14 protein-coding genes are annotated in these 15,416 nt (G+C 65.3%); 2 read left to right on the forward strand and 12 right to left on the reverse strand.

From position 1 onward, the window contains the following. Window positions 1-105 precede the first annotated feature (105 nt). The 10 genes from ACSQ9I_RS35910 to ACSQ9I_RS35955 all read right to left on the reverse strand — a co-directional run bounded on the left by ACSQ9I_RS35910 (window position 106) and on the right by ACSQ9I_RS35955 (window position 10,604). A complete protein-coding gene (locus ACSQ9I_RS35910; protein WP_436316719.1) occupies window positions 106-1,161 on the reverse strand; it encodes an EamA family transporter in 1,056 nt (351 codons plus the stop codon). Window positions 1,162-1,191: 30 nt separating this feature from the next. Beyond that, a complete protein-coding gene (locus ACSQ9I_RS35915) occupies window positions 1,192-1,524 on the reverse strand; it encodes a hypothetical protein (RefSeq protein ID WP_436316720.1) in 333 nt (110 codons plus the stop codon). A 41-nt stretch (window positions 1,525-1,565) separates the two neighbouring features. Continuing rightward, a complete protein-coding gene (locus tag ACSQ9I_RS35920) occupies window positions 1,566-1,961 on the reverse strand; it encodes a hypothetical protein (protein ID WP_436316721.1) in 396 nt (131 codons plus the stop codon). A 90-nt stretch (window positions 1,962-2,051) separates the two neighbouring features. Then, a complete protein-coding gene (locus ACSQ9I_RS35925; RefSeq protein WP_436316722.1) occupies window positions 2,052-5,195 on the reverse strand; it encodes an efflux RND transporter permease subunit in 3,144 nt (1,047 codons plus the stop codon). A 13-nt stretch (window positions 5,196-5,208) separates the two neighbouring features. After that, on the reverse strand, window positions 5,209-6,381 hold the full coding sequence (locus ACSQ9I_RS35930; RefSeq protein WP_436316723.1) for an efflux RND transporter periplasmic adaptor subunit: 1,173 nt from the start codon (window positions 6,379-6,381) through the stop codon (window positions 5,209-5,211). Further along, window positions 6,378-6,944 (reverse strand): hypothetical protein, encoded by a 567-nt coding sequence (locus tag ACSQ9I_RS35935; RefSeq protein ID WP_436316725.1) that lies wholly within the window; start codon window positions 6,942-6,944, stop codon window positions 6,378-6,380. The genes ACSQ9I_RS35930 and ACSQ9I_RS35935 overlap by 4 nt, the downstream gene beginning before the upstream one ends. A 65-nt stretch (window positions 6,945-7,009) precedes the next feature. Continuing rightward, on the reverse strand, window positions 7,010-8,320 hold the full coding sequence (locus tag ACSQ9I_RS35940; RefSeq protein ID WP_436316726.1) for a TolC family protein: 1,311 nt from the start codon (window positions 8,318-8,320) through the stop codon (window positions 7,010-7,012). A gap of 86 nt (window positions 8,321-8,406) precedes the next feature. Continuing rightward, entirely contained in the window at window positions 8,407-8,760 is a 354-nt protein-coding gene (locus ACSQ9I_RS35945; RefSeq protein WP_436316727.1) for a hypothetical protein, read from the reverse strand. Window positions 8,761-8,836: 76 nt separating this feature from the next. Beyond that, window positions 8,837-8,962: a YHYH domain-containing protein gene (locus ACSQ9I_RS35950; RefSeq protein WP_436316729.1), complete on the reverse strand. Its 126-nt coding sequence runs from the start codon at window positions 8,960-8,962 to the stop codon at window positions 8,837-8,839. Window positions 8,963-9,377: 415 nt separating this feature from the next. Further along, window positions 9,378-10,604, reverse strand: coding sequence for an IS110 family transposase (locus tag ACSQ9I_RS35955; protein WP_436316730.1), 1,227 nt, complete (start codon window positions 10,602-10,604; stop codon window positions 9,378-9,380). Between the two features lie 322 nt (window positions 10,605-10,926). On the opposite strand from ACSQ9I_RS35955, the gene ACSQ9I_RS35960 reads away from it, so the two are divergent. After that, complete coding sequence (locus ACSQ9I_RS35960; RefSeq protein WP_436316731.1) at window positions 10,927-11,694, forward strand: TIGR04325 family methyltransferase; 768 nt, start codon at window positions 10,927-10,929, stop codon at window positions 11,692-11,694. Between the two features lie 159 nt (window positions 11,695-11,853). On the opposite strand, the gene ACSQ9I_RS35965 is transcribed toward ACSQ9I_RS35960, so the two are convergent. Then, window positions 11,854-12,774: a F510_1955 family glycosylhydrolase gene (locus ACSQ9I_RS35965; protein WP_436316732.1), complete on the reverse strand. Its 921-nt coding sequence runs from the start codon at window positions 12,772-12,774 to the stop codon at window positions 11,854-11,856. A 997-nt stretch (window positions 12,775-13,771) separates the two neighbouring features. Beyond that, entirely contained in the window at window positions 13,772-14,425 is a 654-nt protein-coding gene (locus ACSQ9I_RS35970) for a hypothetical protein (RefSeq protein WP_436316733.1), read from the reverse strand. 141 nt (window positions 14,426-14,566) lie between these two features. On the opposite strand from ACSQ9I_RS35970, the gene ACSQ9I_RS35975 reads away from it, so the two are divergent. After that, window positions 14,567-15,373 (forward strand): creatininase family protein, encoded by an 807-nt coding sequence (locus tag ACSQ9I_RS35975; protein ID WP_436316734.1) that lies wholly within the window; start codon window positions 14,567-14,569, stop codon window positions 15,371-15,373. Window positions 15,374-15,416 lie beyond the last annotated feature (43 nt).

Genomic DNA, 15,416 nt, shown 5'->3' on the forward strand with positions numbered 1-15,416 from the left:
TGTACGTCGCAGTGGTGACGCTCGACTGAGCCGCAGGCCTCGATGCACCGGCTTGCTGGTCAACCAGATCAGACAAACGTGTGACCAGCTTGTTCCTATTCGCCGTCAATGCTCGTGCCGATGGTGCGCATCCGGCACATGCGGATGCGCATGGCTCATCGGTTCGTGCACGTGTCGATGGCTGTGCGGGCCCGCCGGCATCACCTCGTGCGCGTGGTTATGGTGCCCGTCGTCATGCTGGTGCGCATGCTCGTGTTCCAACGCCTCGTGCGCGTGCGCATGCCCATGCGATTCCGCCAAGTGCAGCGCCACCCCCAGCACCATGAGCAGACCGCCCACCGCCATGATCCAACTACCGCTGCGGTCCCCCAACGCCATCGCGAGCGCGGCGCCTATGAATGGCGCGAACGCAAAAACAGAGCCTGTGCGCGCCGCGCCGAAGGCCCGCTGGGCCAGCAGATAAAAACGCAGGCTCAGTCCATAGCCGGTCGCGCCCACTACCAGCAGCCCGATCGCCGCGCCGAGCGTGGGCAGCGGATCACCGAACAGCATCGCCAGCGCTGTCGTGGCGGCAGCCCCGAGGACCGCCTTGCCAAGCACCACCTGTGCCGGGTCGCGCTCGGCCAGCGCACGCGAGAGCGTGTTGTCTGCGCCCCAGGCCACCGTGGCCAGCAGCACCGCCAGCACTCCCCAGAGCTGATTTCCGCCCTGGCGGCCCTGGTCCAGCACCAGCGCGATGCCGCCGGCGAGCAGCAGCAGCATGGCGGCCCAGACGCGTCGATCCATGGTCTCGCCGTACAAGCCGCGCGCCAGCAAGGCGGTGAACAAGGCTTCGAGGGTGAGCATCAGCGAAGCACCGGTACCGCTGGTGTGTTGCAGGCCCCATGCCAACGCGACGGGCCCCAGCACGGCGCCGAAGGCCGCCATCGACAGCAGGCGTGGAAGGTCGCCACGCTTGAGCCGAGCTTCCTTTTCAACATGCTGTCGCGAAAACGCTCCCACGACAGCAGCACCCGCATAGAGCAAAGCCGCTGTCGTGAATGCCCCGAGACCTGCCCCGAATCGCTGAACCAGCGGGGTGCTGATGCCGAACAGCGCCGCCGCCACCAGAGCCAGGAGGCCTCCGCGCAATGCGGGTAGATGAGCATGGGGTTGCTTCATGCGCCGACCACCTTCGAAAGATTATTTCCCTCAGCCACCGATCATTGCCAGCGGAACATGACAGTGCTGAATGTTGACTTGAACCCGATCACTAACTTCGATCGTTTCAGCGCCGGACAACGGTGCGACTCGATACGCACAGCGGCTGGGCGTCTCGGAGTAGCGAACCAGCACGTAGCGATCTCGCGCCGCGGCGTCGGGCGCCACCATCTTGCGGCAATCCTTGGCGATCCGCACGTGGATGGCGGCCCCTTGATCGATCTGCACGACCCTGCCCGGCCGCCAGCCTTCCAGGAAGCGGGCACGCTCGTCCAGCAGACCGGCGCAGCCTTGCAACAGGCCGTTGAGCACGACGAGTGCCAACGCCACGCCGCCTGCTGGAGGGCGCCGCCGCGTGCTGCTGATCACTTCAGCGTGAATCGCAGGGTGATGGTCTTCTTGTCCGCCGTCTTCAGCGCGGCCACCACCTTGGACCCCTTGCCCATCTTGACACCCTTCGCTTCGAGCTTGTTGCCGCCCGCCGGCTTCAGAGCGGCTTCCGATTTTTCTGCGCCGTTGAGCACCGTGAGTTTGCCGCTCGTACCGGCCGTATCGAACTCGTCTTCGTGGTCGAGGACGTAGATCGTGGCGCCGTCGCCGGCTGCGACCAGTTCGAAAGACAGGTCGCTCGCGCTTTGCACGATGCCGCCGTGCTGCGGCTTCGCAGCACCGTGCGCAAACGCGTTGTTCACGCTCAGCGTCGATGCCGTCAGCACCACAGCGGCGGCGAGAAGGCGCAAGGGAGAGTTTTTCAGGATCATCGGATCGTCCTTTGGTCAGGGGATGGCGCGCTTTGACAAGGCGGCGCCGCAAAGCCTTGGGGAATGGAAACAAGAATCGTGCAGCTCACCTCAGTACGACTCCTGCGGGACCGGCTGGAGGCCAGGTCCGGGCACCTCCACTTCGAGCAAACGCTCGGCAGCGCGGCGGCCAAGCAGCCAGAACAGGACCGGCGTGAGCAGCGTGTCGAGAACGGTCGAGCTGACCAGGCCGCCGAAGATCACCACGGCGACCGGGTGCAGGATTTCCTTGCCCGGCGCATCGGCGGCCAGCAGCAGCGGCGTCAGCGCGAAGGCGGCCACCAGCGCGGTCATCAGCACCGGCGTCAGACGCTCAAGCGAGCCGCGCACGATCATCGGAATGCCGAAGCTCTCGCCTTCGAAGCGGCACAGGTTGATGTAGTGGCTGACCTTCAAGATGCCGTTGCGCGTCGCGATGCCCGCCAGCGTGATGAAACCCACCATCGAGGCCACCGACAGGCTCACACCGGCGAGCCACATGGCCACCACGCTGCCAATGAGGGCGAGTGGAATGTTGGCCATGATGATTCCGGCCAGCACCGCGGACTTGTAGCGCGCATAGAGCACCAGGAAGATCATCGCCAGCGAGACCAGCGACAGACCCACGATCAGCTTCATCGCCTGCTCCTGGGCCTGGAACTGCCCCTCCAGGCTCACGAAGGTGCCCGGCGGCAATGGCGTCTTGGCGATCACATTGCGGATATCTTGGATCACCCGTCCCATGTCCGAGCCGTCGGTGTTGGCGTAGACCACGATGCGCCGGCGCCCGTTCTCGCGTCCGATCTGGTTCGGGCCATCGGTTTCCTCCACCGTGGCAATCGCCGAGACCGGCAAGCGGCCGGCCGGGGTGTCGATCAACGTGGCGGCAAGGTCCTGCGGGCTGCGCCGACCGTCCGGCAGGCGCAGCACCAAGTCATAGCGACGCTGGCCGTCCACAATCTGGGCGCCGTGTGCCCCGTCCGTCAAGGCCTGCAGCACCCGCACAGCTTCGCCCGGCGACAAGCCCGTCTGCGCCAGCTTGCGCTGATCGAGGCGCACCGTGATCTGGGGAATCAGCACCTGCTTCTCCACCGTCAGGTCGACCAGGCCGGGTACGCCTGACAGCCCTTGGCGCATCTGCTCGCCGAGGCCGCGCAACGTATCGGTGTCGTCGCCGAAGATCTTCAGCGCAATTTGCGCGCGTACACCCGACAGCAGGTGGTCCAGGCGGTGCGAGATGGGCTGGCCGATTGCCACCTGTGCCGGCAGCACCGACAACCGCGCCCGGATATCCGCCATCACGGTCTCGCGGTCGCGCGCGGATCGCTTCAGGTCCACGTCGATCTCGGCGGCGTGCACGCCTTCGGCATGCTCGTCGAGCTCGGCGCGCCCGGTTCGACGCCCGACCTGGGTGACTTCGGGCACCTCGGCGATCAGCGTTTCCGCGAGCGATCCCATGCGGTTGGCCTCGGCCAGCGCAGTGCCGGGATTGAAGACCATCCCAAGCACCAACGACCCTTCGTTGAAGGCCGGCAAGAAGGCGCGCGGGAAGAACGGCACGCTGGTCGCCGCAGCGGCTACCGCCACGGCGGCGATGGCGATCAGCAGCTTGGCGCGCTCGAAAGACCAGCCCAATACCTTCTCGTCCCAGCGCTTGAGGCGGATGACCAGCGGGCTGTCGCCGTGATCCAGGCGCTTCATTGTTGGCAGCAGGTAGAGGCACAGCACTGGAGTCACCGTCATCGACACCAGCATGGAAGCCAGGATGGAGACAATGTAGGCGATGCCCAGCGGCGAGAACAACCGTCCCTCGATGCCCGGCAGCGCGAACAAGGGCACGAACACCAGCACGACGATGGCGGTCGCATAGACGATGCCGGAACGAACTTCCACGCTGGCCCTTCGCACGACCTCCATCGTGGACAGGGGATTGCCGGCCGCACGGTTCTGCTTGAGTCGGCGCAGGATGTTTTCCACATCCACCACGGCGTCGTCGACCAGCTCGCCGATTGCGATCGCCAGGCCACCCAGCGTCATCACGTTGATGGACTGGCCCAGCAGCTTGAACACCAGCGCGGTGACCGCCAGCGACAACGGGATCGCCACCAGGGAAATCAGAGTTGTGCGCGCCGAGAGCAGGAAGGCAAACAGCACGATCGCAACCATGATGGCCCCATCTCGCAATGCCTCGCTGACGTTGCTGATCGATGCCTGGATGAAGTCGGCCTGGCGGAACAGCACCTTGGGTGCCGCCAGGCCCGGCGGCAAGCCTTGCTGGAGCTCGCCCAGGGCGGTCTCGATGGCGCCCGTCAGCTTCACGGTGTCCGCGGCGGGCTGCTTTTGCACGCTGACGATCACCGCCGGCAGGCCGTTGTAGCCGGCATCGCCCCGTTTCATACTGGCTGCGAAACGCACATTGGCCACCTGGTCCAGCAGGACGGGACGGCCCTCCTTCCAGGCAACCGCAATTCCGCGCAGATCCTCTACCCGGTTGGTGCGGCCGAGATGGCGGATGAGGAACTCGCGGCTGTTGAGGTCGATGAAGCCGCCGCCCGCGTTGCTCGCGAAGCCGCGCAGCGCCTGCTCGACCTGGGTCAGCGAGACACCGTACTGGGCCATGCGGGCCGTGTCGGGTTCGACGCGCAGTTGCCGCACGTCACCGCCAATCGGAATGACCTGGGAAACGCCGGCGATGGACAGCAGGCGCGGGCGCAGGACGAAGTCGGCGTACTCACGCGCGCGCATCGGGTCCGCGGCCGTCTTGCCGTTTCCTTCCGCCAGGGGCAGCGCGATCAGCATCACCTCGCCCATGATCGAGGACACCGGCCCCATGGCGGGCGTGATGCCACCTGGCAGTTGCTCGCGCACCAGCGCCAGGCGCTCGGCCACGAGCTGGCGGTTGCGATAGATGTCGGTGTCCCAGTCGAACTCGGCATAGAGGATGGACAGGCCGACCCCGGAGATCGAACGCACGCGCGTCACGCCCGGCATGCCATTGAGCGCCGTCTCCAAGGGAAAGGTGACAAGCTGCTCGACCTCTTCGGGCGCCATGCCGCCGGCTTCCGTGAGCACGGTGACCAGCGGCTTGTTGAGGTCCGGAAAGACGTCGACCCGCGTGCGCCACGCGGTGATGGCGCCATAGACCAGCAGCAGCGCCGCGACGGCCAGCACGAAGAGACGCCCGCGCAGGCTGTGGTGAACGATCCAGTTGAACATGCAGAAGCTCCGTTCAGCGGATCTGCGCGATCAGCGGAGCACCTTGCACCACCACGCGATTGTCGGCACCCAGTCCCTGGGTGATGATCACGGTCGATGCGTCCAGCGGACTGTACTGCACCGGCTGCGGGATGTAGCGCTCGGCGCCAGATTTGATCCACACGATGGGCTCGTTGGCGCTGTTTCGCACGACGGCCTGCGCCGGCAGCACGAAGCCCTTGATGCGTTCCGTGAGCGTCGCCACGACGGTGACCGGCTGGCCGATGGCCAAGGGCATGGCTGCGCCAGGCTTGTCCGGCTGCGCCCGGAACGTGAGCGGAAGCACGCCGTCGCGCAGGCTGCGTGCGGCACCCAGCAGCTTCAGCTTCACGCCGGCAGTGGCTTGCAGGTAAGCGTCTCCGAGACGAGCAGGCAAGCCAGGATCGGCGGTCGTGGCCTCGACCAGCACCCGGCTCGGGTCGACTACCTCGAACAGCACGTCGCGCGCTTCCACGATCTGGCCGGAGACTGCATCGGCCCTCGCGATCACACCGGCCACGGGCGCCACGAGCGCTTCGCGCGCGCCGAGGCTCGCACCGATGCTCTTCTCACGCGCCGAAAGACTTTGCAGCTCCGCGCGCGCGGCTTCGATGTCTTTGCGAGGCACCGTGCCTTCCAGCGACTGCAGGCGCTGCACCCGCTGCGCCGCCAGTTCCCGGCTGCTTCGCAGCTCGGCCAGCTGCGATTGCTGGTTCGCCAGCGCATAGGGCTCGGCATGGTGCTTCACATAGGCCAACAGCTCGCCTTGGCGTACCGATTGGCCGGCCACCGGCAAGCCGCGCGGGCCCGGCTCGATACGCCCGCCGTGCACAGCTTGCACGCGGCCGCCGGCGTTGGGATCCATCACGATCCGCCCCGGCAGCTCCACGGTGGCGGCCGCCTCGCCCTCGGTGGCCACAAGGGTCCTGATGGCCATGCGGCGCTGGGCCAGCATTGGCACCTGAACGCTGCCGTCCGGCAGGCGAGCAAGGCCCGATGTGTTGTTGCTGCTCGGTGCGTCAAGGTGCTCTCCGTTAGGTCCGTGCGCGCCGGGCGCTGCAAGCGTTGCACTGGGTGCGACGAGGCTTAGCAGCACCGCGAGCGCGGCGATCACCGCCGTGCGATACGGCGCCGGTTTGCAGGATGCAAGTTGAAGTCGCTGCGTCATTGGGCACCTCCGGTCGGAAGGCCGGGGCGGCTGCCGGCATGGCGATTGAGGAAATAGATGACGGCACCGGCAGCCAGCAGCGCCAGTGCGAGCCAGACGGTCAAGGGGACGCCGTGGCCGTGTTCGTCGTCATGGGAGTGCCCGTGGGAGCCCGCGGCGGCTCCTTCGCTCTTGATCGTCGCGTCCAGCAGATCCGCGTCTGCACCGGCCAGCACGGTGATCACGACCGCATGCTCGCCGGGCGCTTTCAGGGCCTTGAGGAAGGCGGCATCGTCGACGGCGTAGTCGCCCAGATCGGAATGGAATTTGGCGATTGCCTTGAGCGCGCCGGACTCGACTTCCACCTTCGCATCGAGGACCGGCTCATTGGTTTCGAACCGGTTGATGAGCATCGAAAGCTCGTCCTCGCGCAGGTGGCCGACCAGTTCGAACGTTTCCGACTTGGCCTCCATGCGCGGAGCGCTGTTGCCGCCGCTGACGGTCTGGCCAGGGGCATCGAGGTGCTCACCGTTCGGGCCGTGGGCCCCCGGGCTGGCCCAGGCGCTGGCACCCAGCAGCAGCATCAGCGGAATGATGACGGCCAGCAGCAGGGGGCGGCGCCTGAGGCTGGAGGTGTGTGTGAGATGAATCATGGAAACAGTCCGAGTGCTTGTTGGAGTTGGGCATGGGCCAAGCCCAGCCCCGCTTGCTGGCGCGCGAGCGCGGCGTCGGCCTGCGCGGCGGCGTTGGCGGCTCGCAGCAGGTCTGGAAGGGATGTTTCGCCTGCCTTGAACGAGGCGTCGACGAGCTGCGCACGTTCGCGCAGCAGACCGGCGCGGGTGCGCGTGCTGTCGAGTTGCAGCGCGGCGCTTTGCACGGCTGCACGCGCCAAAGCGAGTTCGGCGTCTTGTCGCTCGCGCAGGCGTTGCTCGGTCGTCTCCGCCACATCGAGGTCGCCGAAGGCAGCGGCTTGCAGAGGCGCATTGCGGCTGTCGGTGCCGAACGGTATCCGCAGGCCGATGCCGATGCCACGTTGTGTCGCCTCACCCATGCCGGGTGCCTCTTCGCGGTACCGAAGCGAGAGTTCCGGCGGGTCGCGTCGCGATACGTTGACGGCGTCCAGGCGTTTGCGCGCCCGCTCGACGGCCTGCGTGGCGAGCCGCAGTTCGGGATGCTCGCCGGTCGTCGACGGCTGCTCTCCAGCAGCCGGCGCTGGCGGGCTCGGCATTTGCGGCATCGCGTCGATGCCGGTGAGCGTTCGCCACTGCGCGCGAGCCGCCTGCAATCGCTGATCGGCTTCGCTCTGGACAGCCTTGGCCTCCAGGAACTCGGCACGGGCCGCCAAGGCATCAGCCCGTGCCAGGTCGCCTGCCTGGACACGACGCTGCACGTCATCGGCGATGCCTTGCAGATAGCGCGTCTGAGCTGCGACCGACATTGCTTCGGCCTGGGCTGCTGACAGCTTCCAGGCGGCTTCGCGGACCTGTCCGGCCACGCGCAATCGCGCCGCTTCGAGGCCAAGGTCCGAGAGCCTCAGTTCGGCATCGGCGGCTGCGGCGCGCGCGTCGCGCTGGCCCGGCAACCAGAGTGGCCACACGAGGCCCACCTCCGTCTCGCGACGCCCGGCGTTCGAATGCCAGCGGTCGTTGATGTGGTTGAGCTCGGCGGCAGGCGGCGCCGCCCAGAGGCTGGACGCCGCCGTCCGCTCTGCGCGTGCGCGTCGAGTCTGGGATTCAGTCTCTCGCGATTGGACGGCGCGCTGCCAGGCCGCTTCGAAGGCCTGGGCGATGCTCACGCTGGCCGACGCTGCGCTGACGGATAAAGTGGATGGTTGCGCGGCTGCGGGCGCCGTGACCCCAAGGAGCACGCTTCCTGCGATCGTGCAGGACACAAGCCATGGAACGGATTTCACAAGACTCCTGACTGACGGGACGGCGACATCGGCGAGCCGGCCGCGCACGCGCGATGCGTGCTGGGATCAGCCTGCGAGGGTCGCCAACATGAAAACGGCCCACGCGCGCGAACGCGGGGTGAGCAGTGGCGTTTTCAGGTCGTCAGTCTTGGAGGTCGTCGAGGACCGTCGACATGCGGCCAGGGTCCGGCCGCCTCGTTGACCATCATCGGTCGGGGCGCTTCGGCAGGTGCAAAGAAAAAGGAAGCCGTGAGCCAGACCGCGGACGCGCCCAGGCAGCCATCGGCAACGACGTGTTGGACGGACTCGTCCGAGTCGTCCTGCGCCACGGACCCGTCATCGTGATGGTGATGCGCCTCGTCCTGCCAGTGCAAGACGGCGTGGGCCATTTCTTCTACATCTGCAAACGCGGTGGCCTGCCCGCCGATGGCGATGGCCTGCCAGAACGCAGAAAGTAGGAGGAGGACGAGGGCTAGCCTGCGGCGCATCGCGCAAGTCTAGCCGAGGGTCGATGCGGCGCAGATGCATGCCCGCGATTTTGGCGGGCCCGCGCGCTGATCTATCTCAATGGCAGTGGTATCCGCTGCTCTTCCGATCGTGGTGGCAGCCATTCTTGTCCGTGCCGCCGGAGTGCGCCCAAACCCCAACGCTCATCATCAGCGCGACGAGGGCGACCATCAGTTTCTTCATATCGATCTCCTTGCCCAAAAGCAGGCGAGATGAAGCATCCCCGAATGTCACCAATTGTTTCTTGAGGGTTTGCCCATGCCGTCGTGACATTAGTTTCGCTCCTGCCGTTCCCAAGCCCGCAAGCTTGACCTCGTTGCATGAACGCGCCATCGACTCGGAACGGTTCGCCTATCCGGAGTGGCAGGTGATCGATCGCAAGAGAGGGGCGACGCGATACGGGCGCTTGCGCAGGCGCGAATCCAAAACTTCGCAATCTCGCGGTGCCGGCGATGACCACAGCTTTCGATGTGGCAGAGAAGAAGGCGCTTGACCCACTGGTCGGCGCGACGCGATCCTGCCTCTCGTCGACATGACCGCATCGGCGCGGCGCTTCAAGCCGGTGACGACACCGCCGCCGGGCTCCTACTAAGAAGCGCTAACCCGTATGTACCAGCGCAGGAACATCGCAGCCGAGGTCTTGAAGTCGTTTCATGAGGCGACGGATGATCTTGGTTCGATCCTGGCGGTCGAAGTGTTCGCTGCCCAAGTCGTTGTACTCGGTGCCGTCGCGAAGCATGTGGTACGCGGCGGTGAGCATCGAGGCGGCCACAGCGAGGATGGCCTTCTTGGCTCCGCGGCGTGCCTTGATACGCAGGAACTGCGCACGCAGGTAGCTGGTCTTCACGCGCACCGCGGCCCAGGCGGCAGTCACCAGGGTGGTCTTGATCCAGGTGCCGCTCTTGCGCACGCGGGTGGATCGGCGCTTGCCGGCGCTCTCGTCGCTGCGTGGACACAGTCCGGCCCAGGAGATCAGATGGCCGGCAGTGGGGAAGCGCGACATGTCCACGCCGATCTCCGCCACCACGACGCTGGCCGTCAGGTCAGAGACCCCGGGCATCGTCGTGAGCAGGCGGGCGCGCTGCCGGATCGGCGCCAGCGCTTTTCCCACGGCCGCATCCAGTTCGCCCAGCGTGCGCTGCAAGGCATCGATGACCTGCAGGTGCAGCCGCAGCATCGTGCGATGGTGCTCGGTGATGCGCCCGCGCAGCGCCTCGCGCAACTCGGCGGTCTTGTTGCGCGCCGTGCCCTGGGCCAGCGCGGCCAGCAGCGCCGGATCGCTCTGGCCGGCCACGATGGCATCGAGCATCGCACGGCCGCTCTTGCCCAGTACATCCGACAGGACGCTGCCCAACTTGAGGTTGGCGTCCTCCAGCACCTTCTGGATACGCAGCGAGTGCTGGGAGACCTCCCGCACGAGTTGCTTGCGCGTGCGCGTGAGGTCGCGCAACTGCTGGATCGCCTGCGGCGGCACGAAGCTGGAGCGAATGAGGCCGTGCGCCAGCAGATCGGCAATCCACATCGCGTCGTTGACGTCCGTCTTGCGCCCGGGCACGTTGCGAATGTGCGCGGCGTTGGCCAGCACCAACTCGAACTCGGCCTCCAGCACATGCCACACCGGCTTCCAGTACACGCCGGTGGCCTCCATCGCCACGTGGGTGCAGTCGTGCTCGGCCAGCCAATCGGCCAGTTCGAGCAACTGGGTGGTTGTGGTGCCGAAGCTGCGCACCTCCTGGTGCATGGGCGGCGAGACGCACCGCACGCAGGCCACGATGGTGTCCTTGTGCACGTCCAGGCCCGCACAGCGCGTGTAAAGCACTTGCATGAGAACCTCCTGACGGTTGATGGGCGCCGCAGGCAGTCCTCGTCATCGAACTCTACTAAGCGTGCTTCGGGACGTCGCCGCCCTCTGCCACATTCCGGGGTGCTCGCAGGACTGCGGGTCCAACTATTGAACGGGCTTGTTGCACCAAGGAGAAGCCGACCTCGTCAGCAGCGCCCAATTTCATCCTACAACCACCCGCCATCCGTCGCCAGCCACGTCCCCCGCTTCATGCTCCGGGGTCGGGCCCGCCCGATGACGAACTATTGAGTGGGTTTGCATCAGTTTTTACACCCGGCTCCGTTGCGCATACACAGGAGGAAGAATGCACTTGAGTCTGCTGCCGTCGTCGGTCCGCGAAGCTGCCTACCGGCGCAAGTTCCTGGACAACCGCGAAGAGGACCTGTTCATGGGTTCCTTCGAGAGCTTCGCCGCTGCCGAAGCCGGCGCGCCGCCCTCCAAGGCCATCGGATACGACAACGCCCCGGCGGACGCCTTCTACAGTCACCAGGTCGCTTTCTACGACTACCCCGGCCTGTTCTGGCTCGGCCGCGCGCTCGACGACGGCATGCGCAGCATCTTCGACCTGGGCGGCCATGTCGGCATCAAGTACTACGCCTTCCGCCGCATGCTCAACTACCCTGCCGACCTGCGTTGGACCGTCTGCGACGTGCCTAACGTGGTGGCGAGCGGCCGGGAGCTCGCGGTGCAGCGCGAGGCCAGCGCACAGCTCAGCTTCACCACCGATTGGCGCGACGCGAGCGGCTGCGACGTGCTCTACGCCTCGGGCAGCCTGCAGTACCTGCCGACGCGCATGTCCGAGATCATTGCCGCGCTGCCTGTGAAGCCACGGCGCATCGTGCTCAACACGACGGCGGTGCATCCCGAGCGCACGCTCTACACGCTCAACAGCATCGGCTTTGCCGTCTGTCCCTACCGGATCCAGCACCACGACGAGCTCCTCGCCGAGCTCGCCGAATCCGGCTACAAGCGGCGCGACGCCTGGCGCAACGAGGGCAAGCCGATCGAGGTGCCTCTCGTCGACGGCGGCGACAAAGCGTACTACGCGGGTTGCTGCTTTGACCTGTCCTAGGGGGCAACGCGGGCCCAAGATGTAGGCTACCGTTGCTCAGCCCGCTTTGGACGCCGCTCCGCTTCACAACGACTAGACAGTGTGCCGGTTGCCGAACCGCTTGGGCAGCACGCGCCAGCCTTAACCGTCGATGCGGGAGGCCGCCGGCGTGGCGTCGAGTCACTCATGGGTCGTTCCGCCCTTCGCGATCTGCGTCCAGGTCCGACCCTGGTCCTTGCTGAGAAACACGCTTCGCTTGAAGGTCGCGATCGCGATCTCTCCGCGCCGGACAGGGTTCTGCGCGATGTACGCCACAGCATCGTCTGTCGGCGCTGGGATCGGCACCTCTTCGGCCTTGGCCCTGGCCTTCAATACGATCCTCGCCAGCACCGCCTTGTCGGCATAGGTGCTGAACCACAAGTGCTGCCCATCCAGATCGAAGCTTTCGGCAGTCACCATGCCGCCGACCAGCCGCTCGAAGCTCTCGGCCGAATTCCGGGACAGATAGAGTCCCTCGTCCGTGCCGGCGGCGACGACGGCAGCGTCAGTGGGATGCACGGCCAGGCTATGGAGCCAGCGCCCCAGTCCCTTGGCCGCGGCGCGTCGCCACCTGAGGCCGTCGGTCCGCGTGTGGTAGATGCCGACTTGGCTCATGCGGGTGTTTGCCTCTTTGTTGGCCACGTACACGGCGTTGGTCGCGAAGCTGGTTGCCAGTATGTGGAAGTCCGACTCGCCCGTGAGCCCGAGCTGCTGCCAGGTTTTGCCGCCGTCGCTGCTCTTGATCAGGCCAAAGGGATCGGTCAGCTCGGAACCCGGCGCCGGGTGCCCGCTGCTGTACAGCGCATCGCGCGTGGCGGAGAAGCCCATGTAATCGTGCGCCGGCCCCTCCGCCTTGGACCAATGTCCGTCCGCGTACACGGCAAGGCCATGGTGGCTGGGGATCAGGAGCTGCTTTCCGTCAGCGCTATAGGACAGCCCGTGGACGTGAGTCAGGGTCACCGGTTGGCCGGCACGAACCGGCGGCGCCGCGAGGACGCCAAGTGCGCATGCGAGCATCCAGGCGTGGAGAGTCTGTCGTTGGGCGAAGCTCGCACGAATCATCTGAGGCCTCCGGTCCTGCGGATCAGCAAACGACTCCCACACCGATAAGCAGCGTCGACTCGCCGGAGAGGCCATAGGCAGCAATCGCCAACTGGGTGGGCACAAGCACGCCAATCAGCAGGCGACAGACCAAGCACCTCGCGAGGGGCGTCGTCATGATGATTTGTGTATCGGCAGGTAAAACAGTTCCACCCCACGCAAACCAGCTTCGTGCCGTCGCGCGCGGCTACAAGCCATCGTTGAGGTGTTGCGACGGCGCACAGATTCGACGTTTGCAAAACTTTCGAGCTGGAGGTGCTACGGAACTACAAGCAGGCGGTGGCCGACGACGATGGGAGGTCGCCGACGAACGGCCCCTATGAAGGCGATCGTGAACTTGGGCGGGCGCTTCCCTCAAGCCATCAATATCGGGCAGCTTTCTTGCGGTTGAGACGGAGTCCATATGGGAACGGTTATGCCTCACACCCACCGGTGAACCCTTTTCTTGTATGCGGCGTACTGTGGACCAAAGAGCGAGGACAACGCGCGCTCCTCGGGCTTGATTTGGAACTTGTTGATGTAGAGCACGAACACCGGCAGAAGCAAAGCCAGCAGTTTGACAAGTACGCGACCCACACAAGCATGTAGAGCAGAAGGCTGAGGTACATGGGATTGCGTGTGAGGCGAAAGGCACCGCTGGTGACCAGAGACGATGTAGCCATGGGCCCAGTTGAATTGATCTTGGTTCTTGCTCGCCAGAAGAAGACCATGCCTGCTAGGCCGAAAACCAGGCCAACCGAAGCAAGAACAAGGGCAACCGATACGCGAAGGCCGGACGGCACTTCAGCCGGCGCGACCAGCGAGGACACGAGCCACATGAGGACGCCGAAAAGCAACGCCACGGCAGGAGGCGGGACCTTCAGCTCAAGCGAGTTCATGGCAGCGAAGGTGGGGCACAACGCCAAAGCTCACCGGCGCGCTGGTGCGCAGCGGAATTGCCGTCCGGTGCAGCGCCTTGTTAGTCATGGGCGCCTGGGCCATGGCCGCCGCCAAGCAACATGGCACCAACTATCAGGATCAGGACGATGACAATTCCGCCAAAGACTTTCACCCAGAGTGGCGTGCTCGTGGTCGACCCGAGGTCGGACCCTGCCCTGGCGTTGCCCTGTTCGCGCTGCTTTCGCACACCGTACCGAGTCATGCCCCGCGGCTTGTATACCGCCAGCGTGACGGCCGCGAGCAACACCAATAGCCCACCTCCGGTGTGGACCACGAGGGAGGTTCGCAGCCCAATGAGGTCGGCGCTGGAAAATGTCGCCTCTGCCGCCACGTCGGCCAGGTAGCTAATTGGCTGCAGCTTCAATAGCAACACGCCGGTGGCAACGGCGGTTAGTAGGAGTTTGAAAAGAATCCAATAGTGCCGAAACAAGCCCCACGCAGTACCCAGTGCTTGAATCAGCCCAGTTGTCAGCGAGGCGAGACTCAGCGGCAGGATCACGAACCAGGCGGTTAGATCCATCGCGAGAGATGCCGCACGCACCATCTGCTCGTCTTGGCTGATCATACTGGCGAGGGTATGAGCGAAAAAAACAGCAAGCGCGCCAAGCCACCCAACCGATGCGGTGACATGGGCGGTGAGCGTGAGCTTGCGAAGAGGGGCGCTCATGGTCATGGCAAGAGATCCTGACTGCGTGATTGTGATCTCATACACTCTTTTTGCCGCCAAAGGCAGAACCTTCCTTGCATCGGTCGAACAAGTGATCGCAGGTTCAAATTGCCAAAACGCCAACTCGCAGCCAGACACGAACCATTGATGCTCACCATACCTCGCTTGCTCATGATTGGGGCGGTCGCTTTCAGCTCCGCAGCCTGGTCCGCCTCGACCAGTGTCTACCTTGAGGAGTTGACATCGACCGAAGCCCGAGATGCCATCCGCGCGGGCACGACGACGATCATCATTCCGGTCGGCGGGACCGAACAGAGCGGCCCGCACATGGCCCTGGGCAAACACAACGTGCGAGTGAAGGTGCTGGCAGGACGGATCGCCGCTTCGCTGGGTCACACGCTGGTCGCGCCGGTGGTGGCCTACGTGCCCGAAGGCAGCATCGCGCCGCCCACCGGGCACATGCGCTTTGCTGGCACGATCTCGGTGCCGGAGGACGCCTTCAAGGGCGTACTCGAGGGCGCAGCACGCAGTTTCAAGCAAAGCGGCTTTGTCGATGTGGTGCTGGTTGGTGATCACGGCGGATACCAGGCCCAGCTCAAGGCGGTGGCGACGCGTCTCAATCGCGACTGGGCGGCGACGCCTGCTCGCGCCCACTTCATCGGCGACTACTACCGCGTCACCCAAACCGATTACGTGCAGGCACTCAAGGCCAAGGGATTGAGTGACGTTCAGATTGGCGTGCATGCAGGCACGGCCGACACCTCGTTGATGATGGCCGTTGACGCCACCTTGGTTCGGCCGGCTCAAATTGCACATGACCCTCGCGAAAGCGAGGCCAATGGCGTCACAGGCGATCCGCGAGCCTCCAGTGCAGCCCTGGGTCAATTGGGTGTCGATTTGATCGTGGCGAAGACGGTGGCCGCCATCCGCGCTGCGAAGGGACCTTCGCGTTGAGCGCGCTGTTTCATTCCGTCCCGTATAGACCGAGTACTTGAGG

The organism is Variovorax sp. LjRoot84 (assembly GCF_964254305.1).
Classification (GTDB): Bacteria; Pseudomonadota; Gammaproteobacteria; order Burkholderiales; family Burkholderiaceae_C; genus Variovorax.

Excerpts from the sequence above, each read along its gene's own strand:
- ACSQ9I_RS35920 (WP_436316721.1), bottom strand. The coding sequence starts at position 1,961 with ATGATCCTGAAAAACTCTCCCTTGCGCCTTCTCGCCGCCGCTGTGGTG.
- ACSQ9I_RS35960 (WP_436316731.1), top strand. The coding sequence starts at position 10,927 with ATGCACTTGAGTCTGCTGCCGTCGTCGGTCCGCGAAGCTGCCTACCGG.
- ACSQ9I_RS35970 (WP_436316733.1), bottom strand. The coding sequence starts at position 14,425 with ATGACCATGAGCGCCCCTCTTCGCAAGCTCACGCTCACCGCCCATGTC.
- ACSQ9I_RS35965 (WP_436316732.1), bottom strand. The coding sequence starts at position 12,774 with ATGATTCGTGCGAGCTTCGCCCAACGACAGACTCTCCACGCCTGGATG.
- ACSQ9I_RS35925 (WP_436316722.1), bottom strand. The coding sequence starts at position 5,195 with ATGTTCAACTGGATCGTTCACCACAGCCTGCGCGGGCGTCTCTTCGTG.
- ACSQ9I_RS35955 (WP_436316730.1), bottom strand. The coding sequence starts at position 10,604 with ATGCAAGTGCTTTACACGCGCTGTGCGGGCCTGGACGTGCACAAGGAC.
- ACSQ9I_RS35945 (WP_436316727.1), bottom strand. The coding sequence starts at position 8,760 with ATGCGCCGCAGGCTAGCCCTCGTCCTCCTCCTACTTTCTGCGTTCTGG.
- ACSQ9I_RS35975 (WP_436316734.1), top strand. The coding sequence starts at position 14,567 with ATGCTCACCATACCTCGCTTGCTCATGATTGGGGCGGTCGCTTTCAGC.
- ACSQ9I_RS35910 (WP_436316719.1), bottom strand. The coding sequence starts at position 1,161 with ATGAAGCAACCCCATGCTCATCTACCCGCATTGCGCGGAGGCCTCCTG.
- ACSQ9I_RS35930 (WP_436316723.1), bottom strand. The coding sequence starts at position 6,381 with ATGACGCAGCGACTTCAACTTGCATCCTGCAAACCGGCGCCGTATCGC.
- ACSQ9I_RS35950 (WP_436316729.1), bottom strand. The coding sequence starts at position 8,962 with ATGAAGAAACTGATGGTCGCCCTCGTCGCGCTGATGATGAGCGTTGGG.
- ACSQ9I_RS35935 (WP_436316725.1), bottom strand. The coding sequence starts at position 6,944 with ATGCTGCTGCTGGGTGCCAGCGCCTGGGCCAGCCCGGGGGCCCACGGC.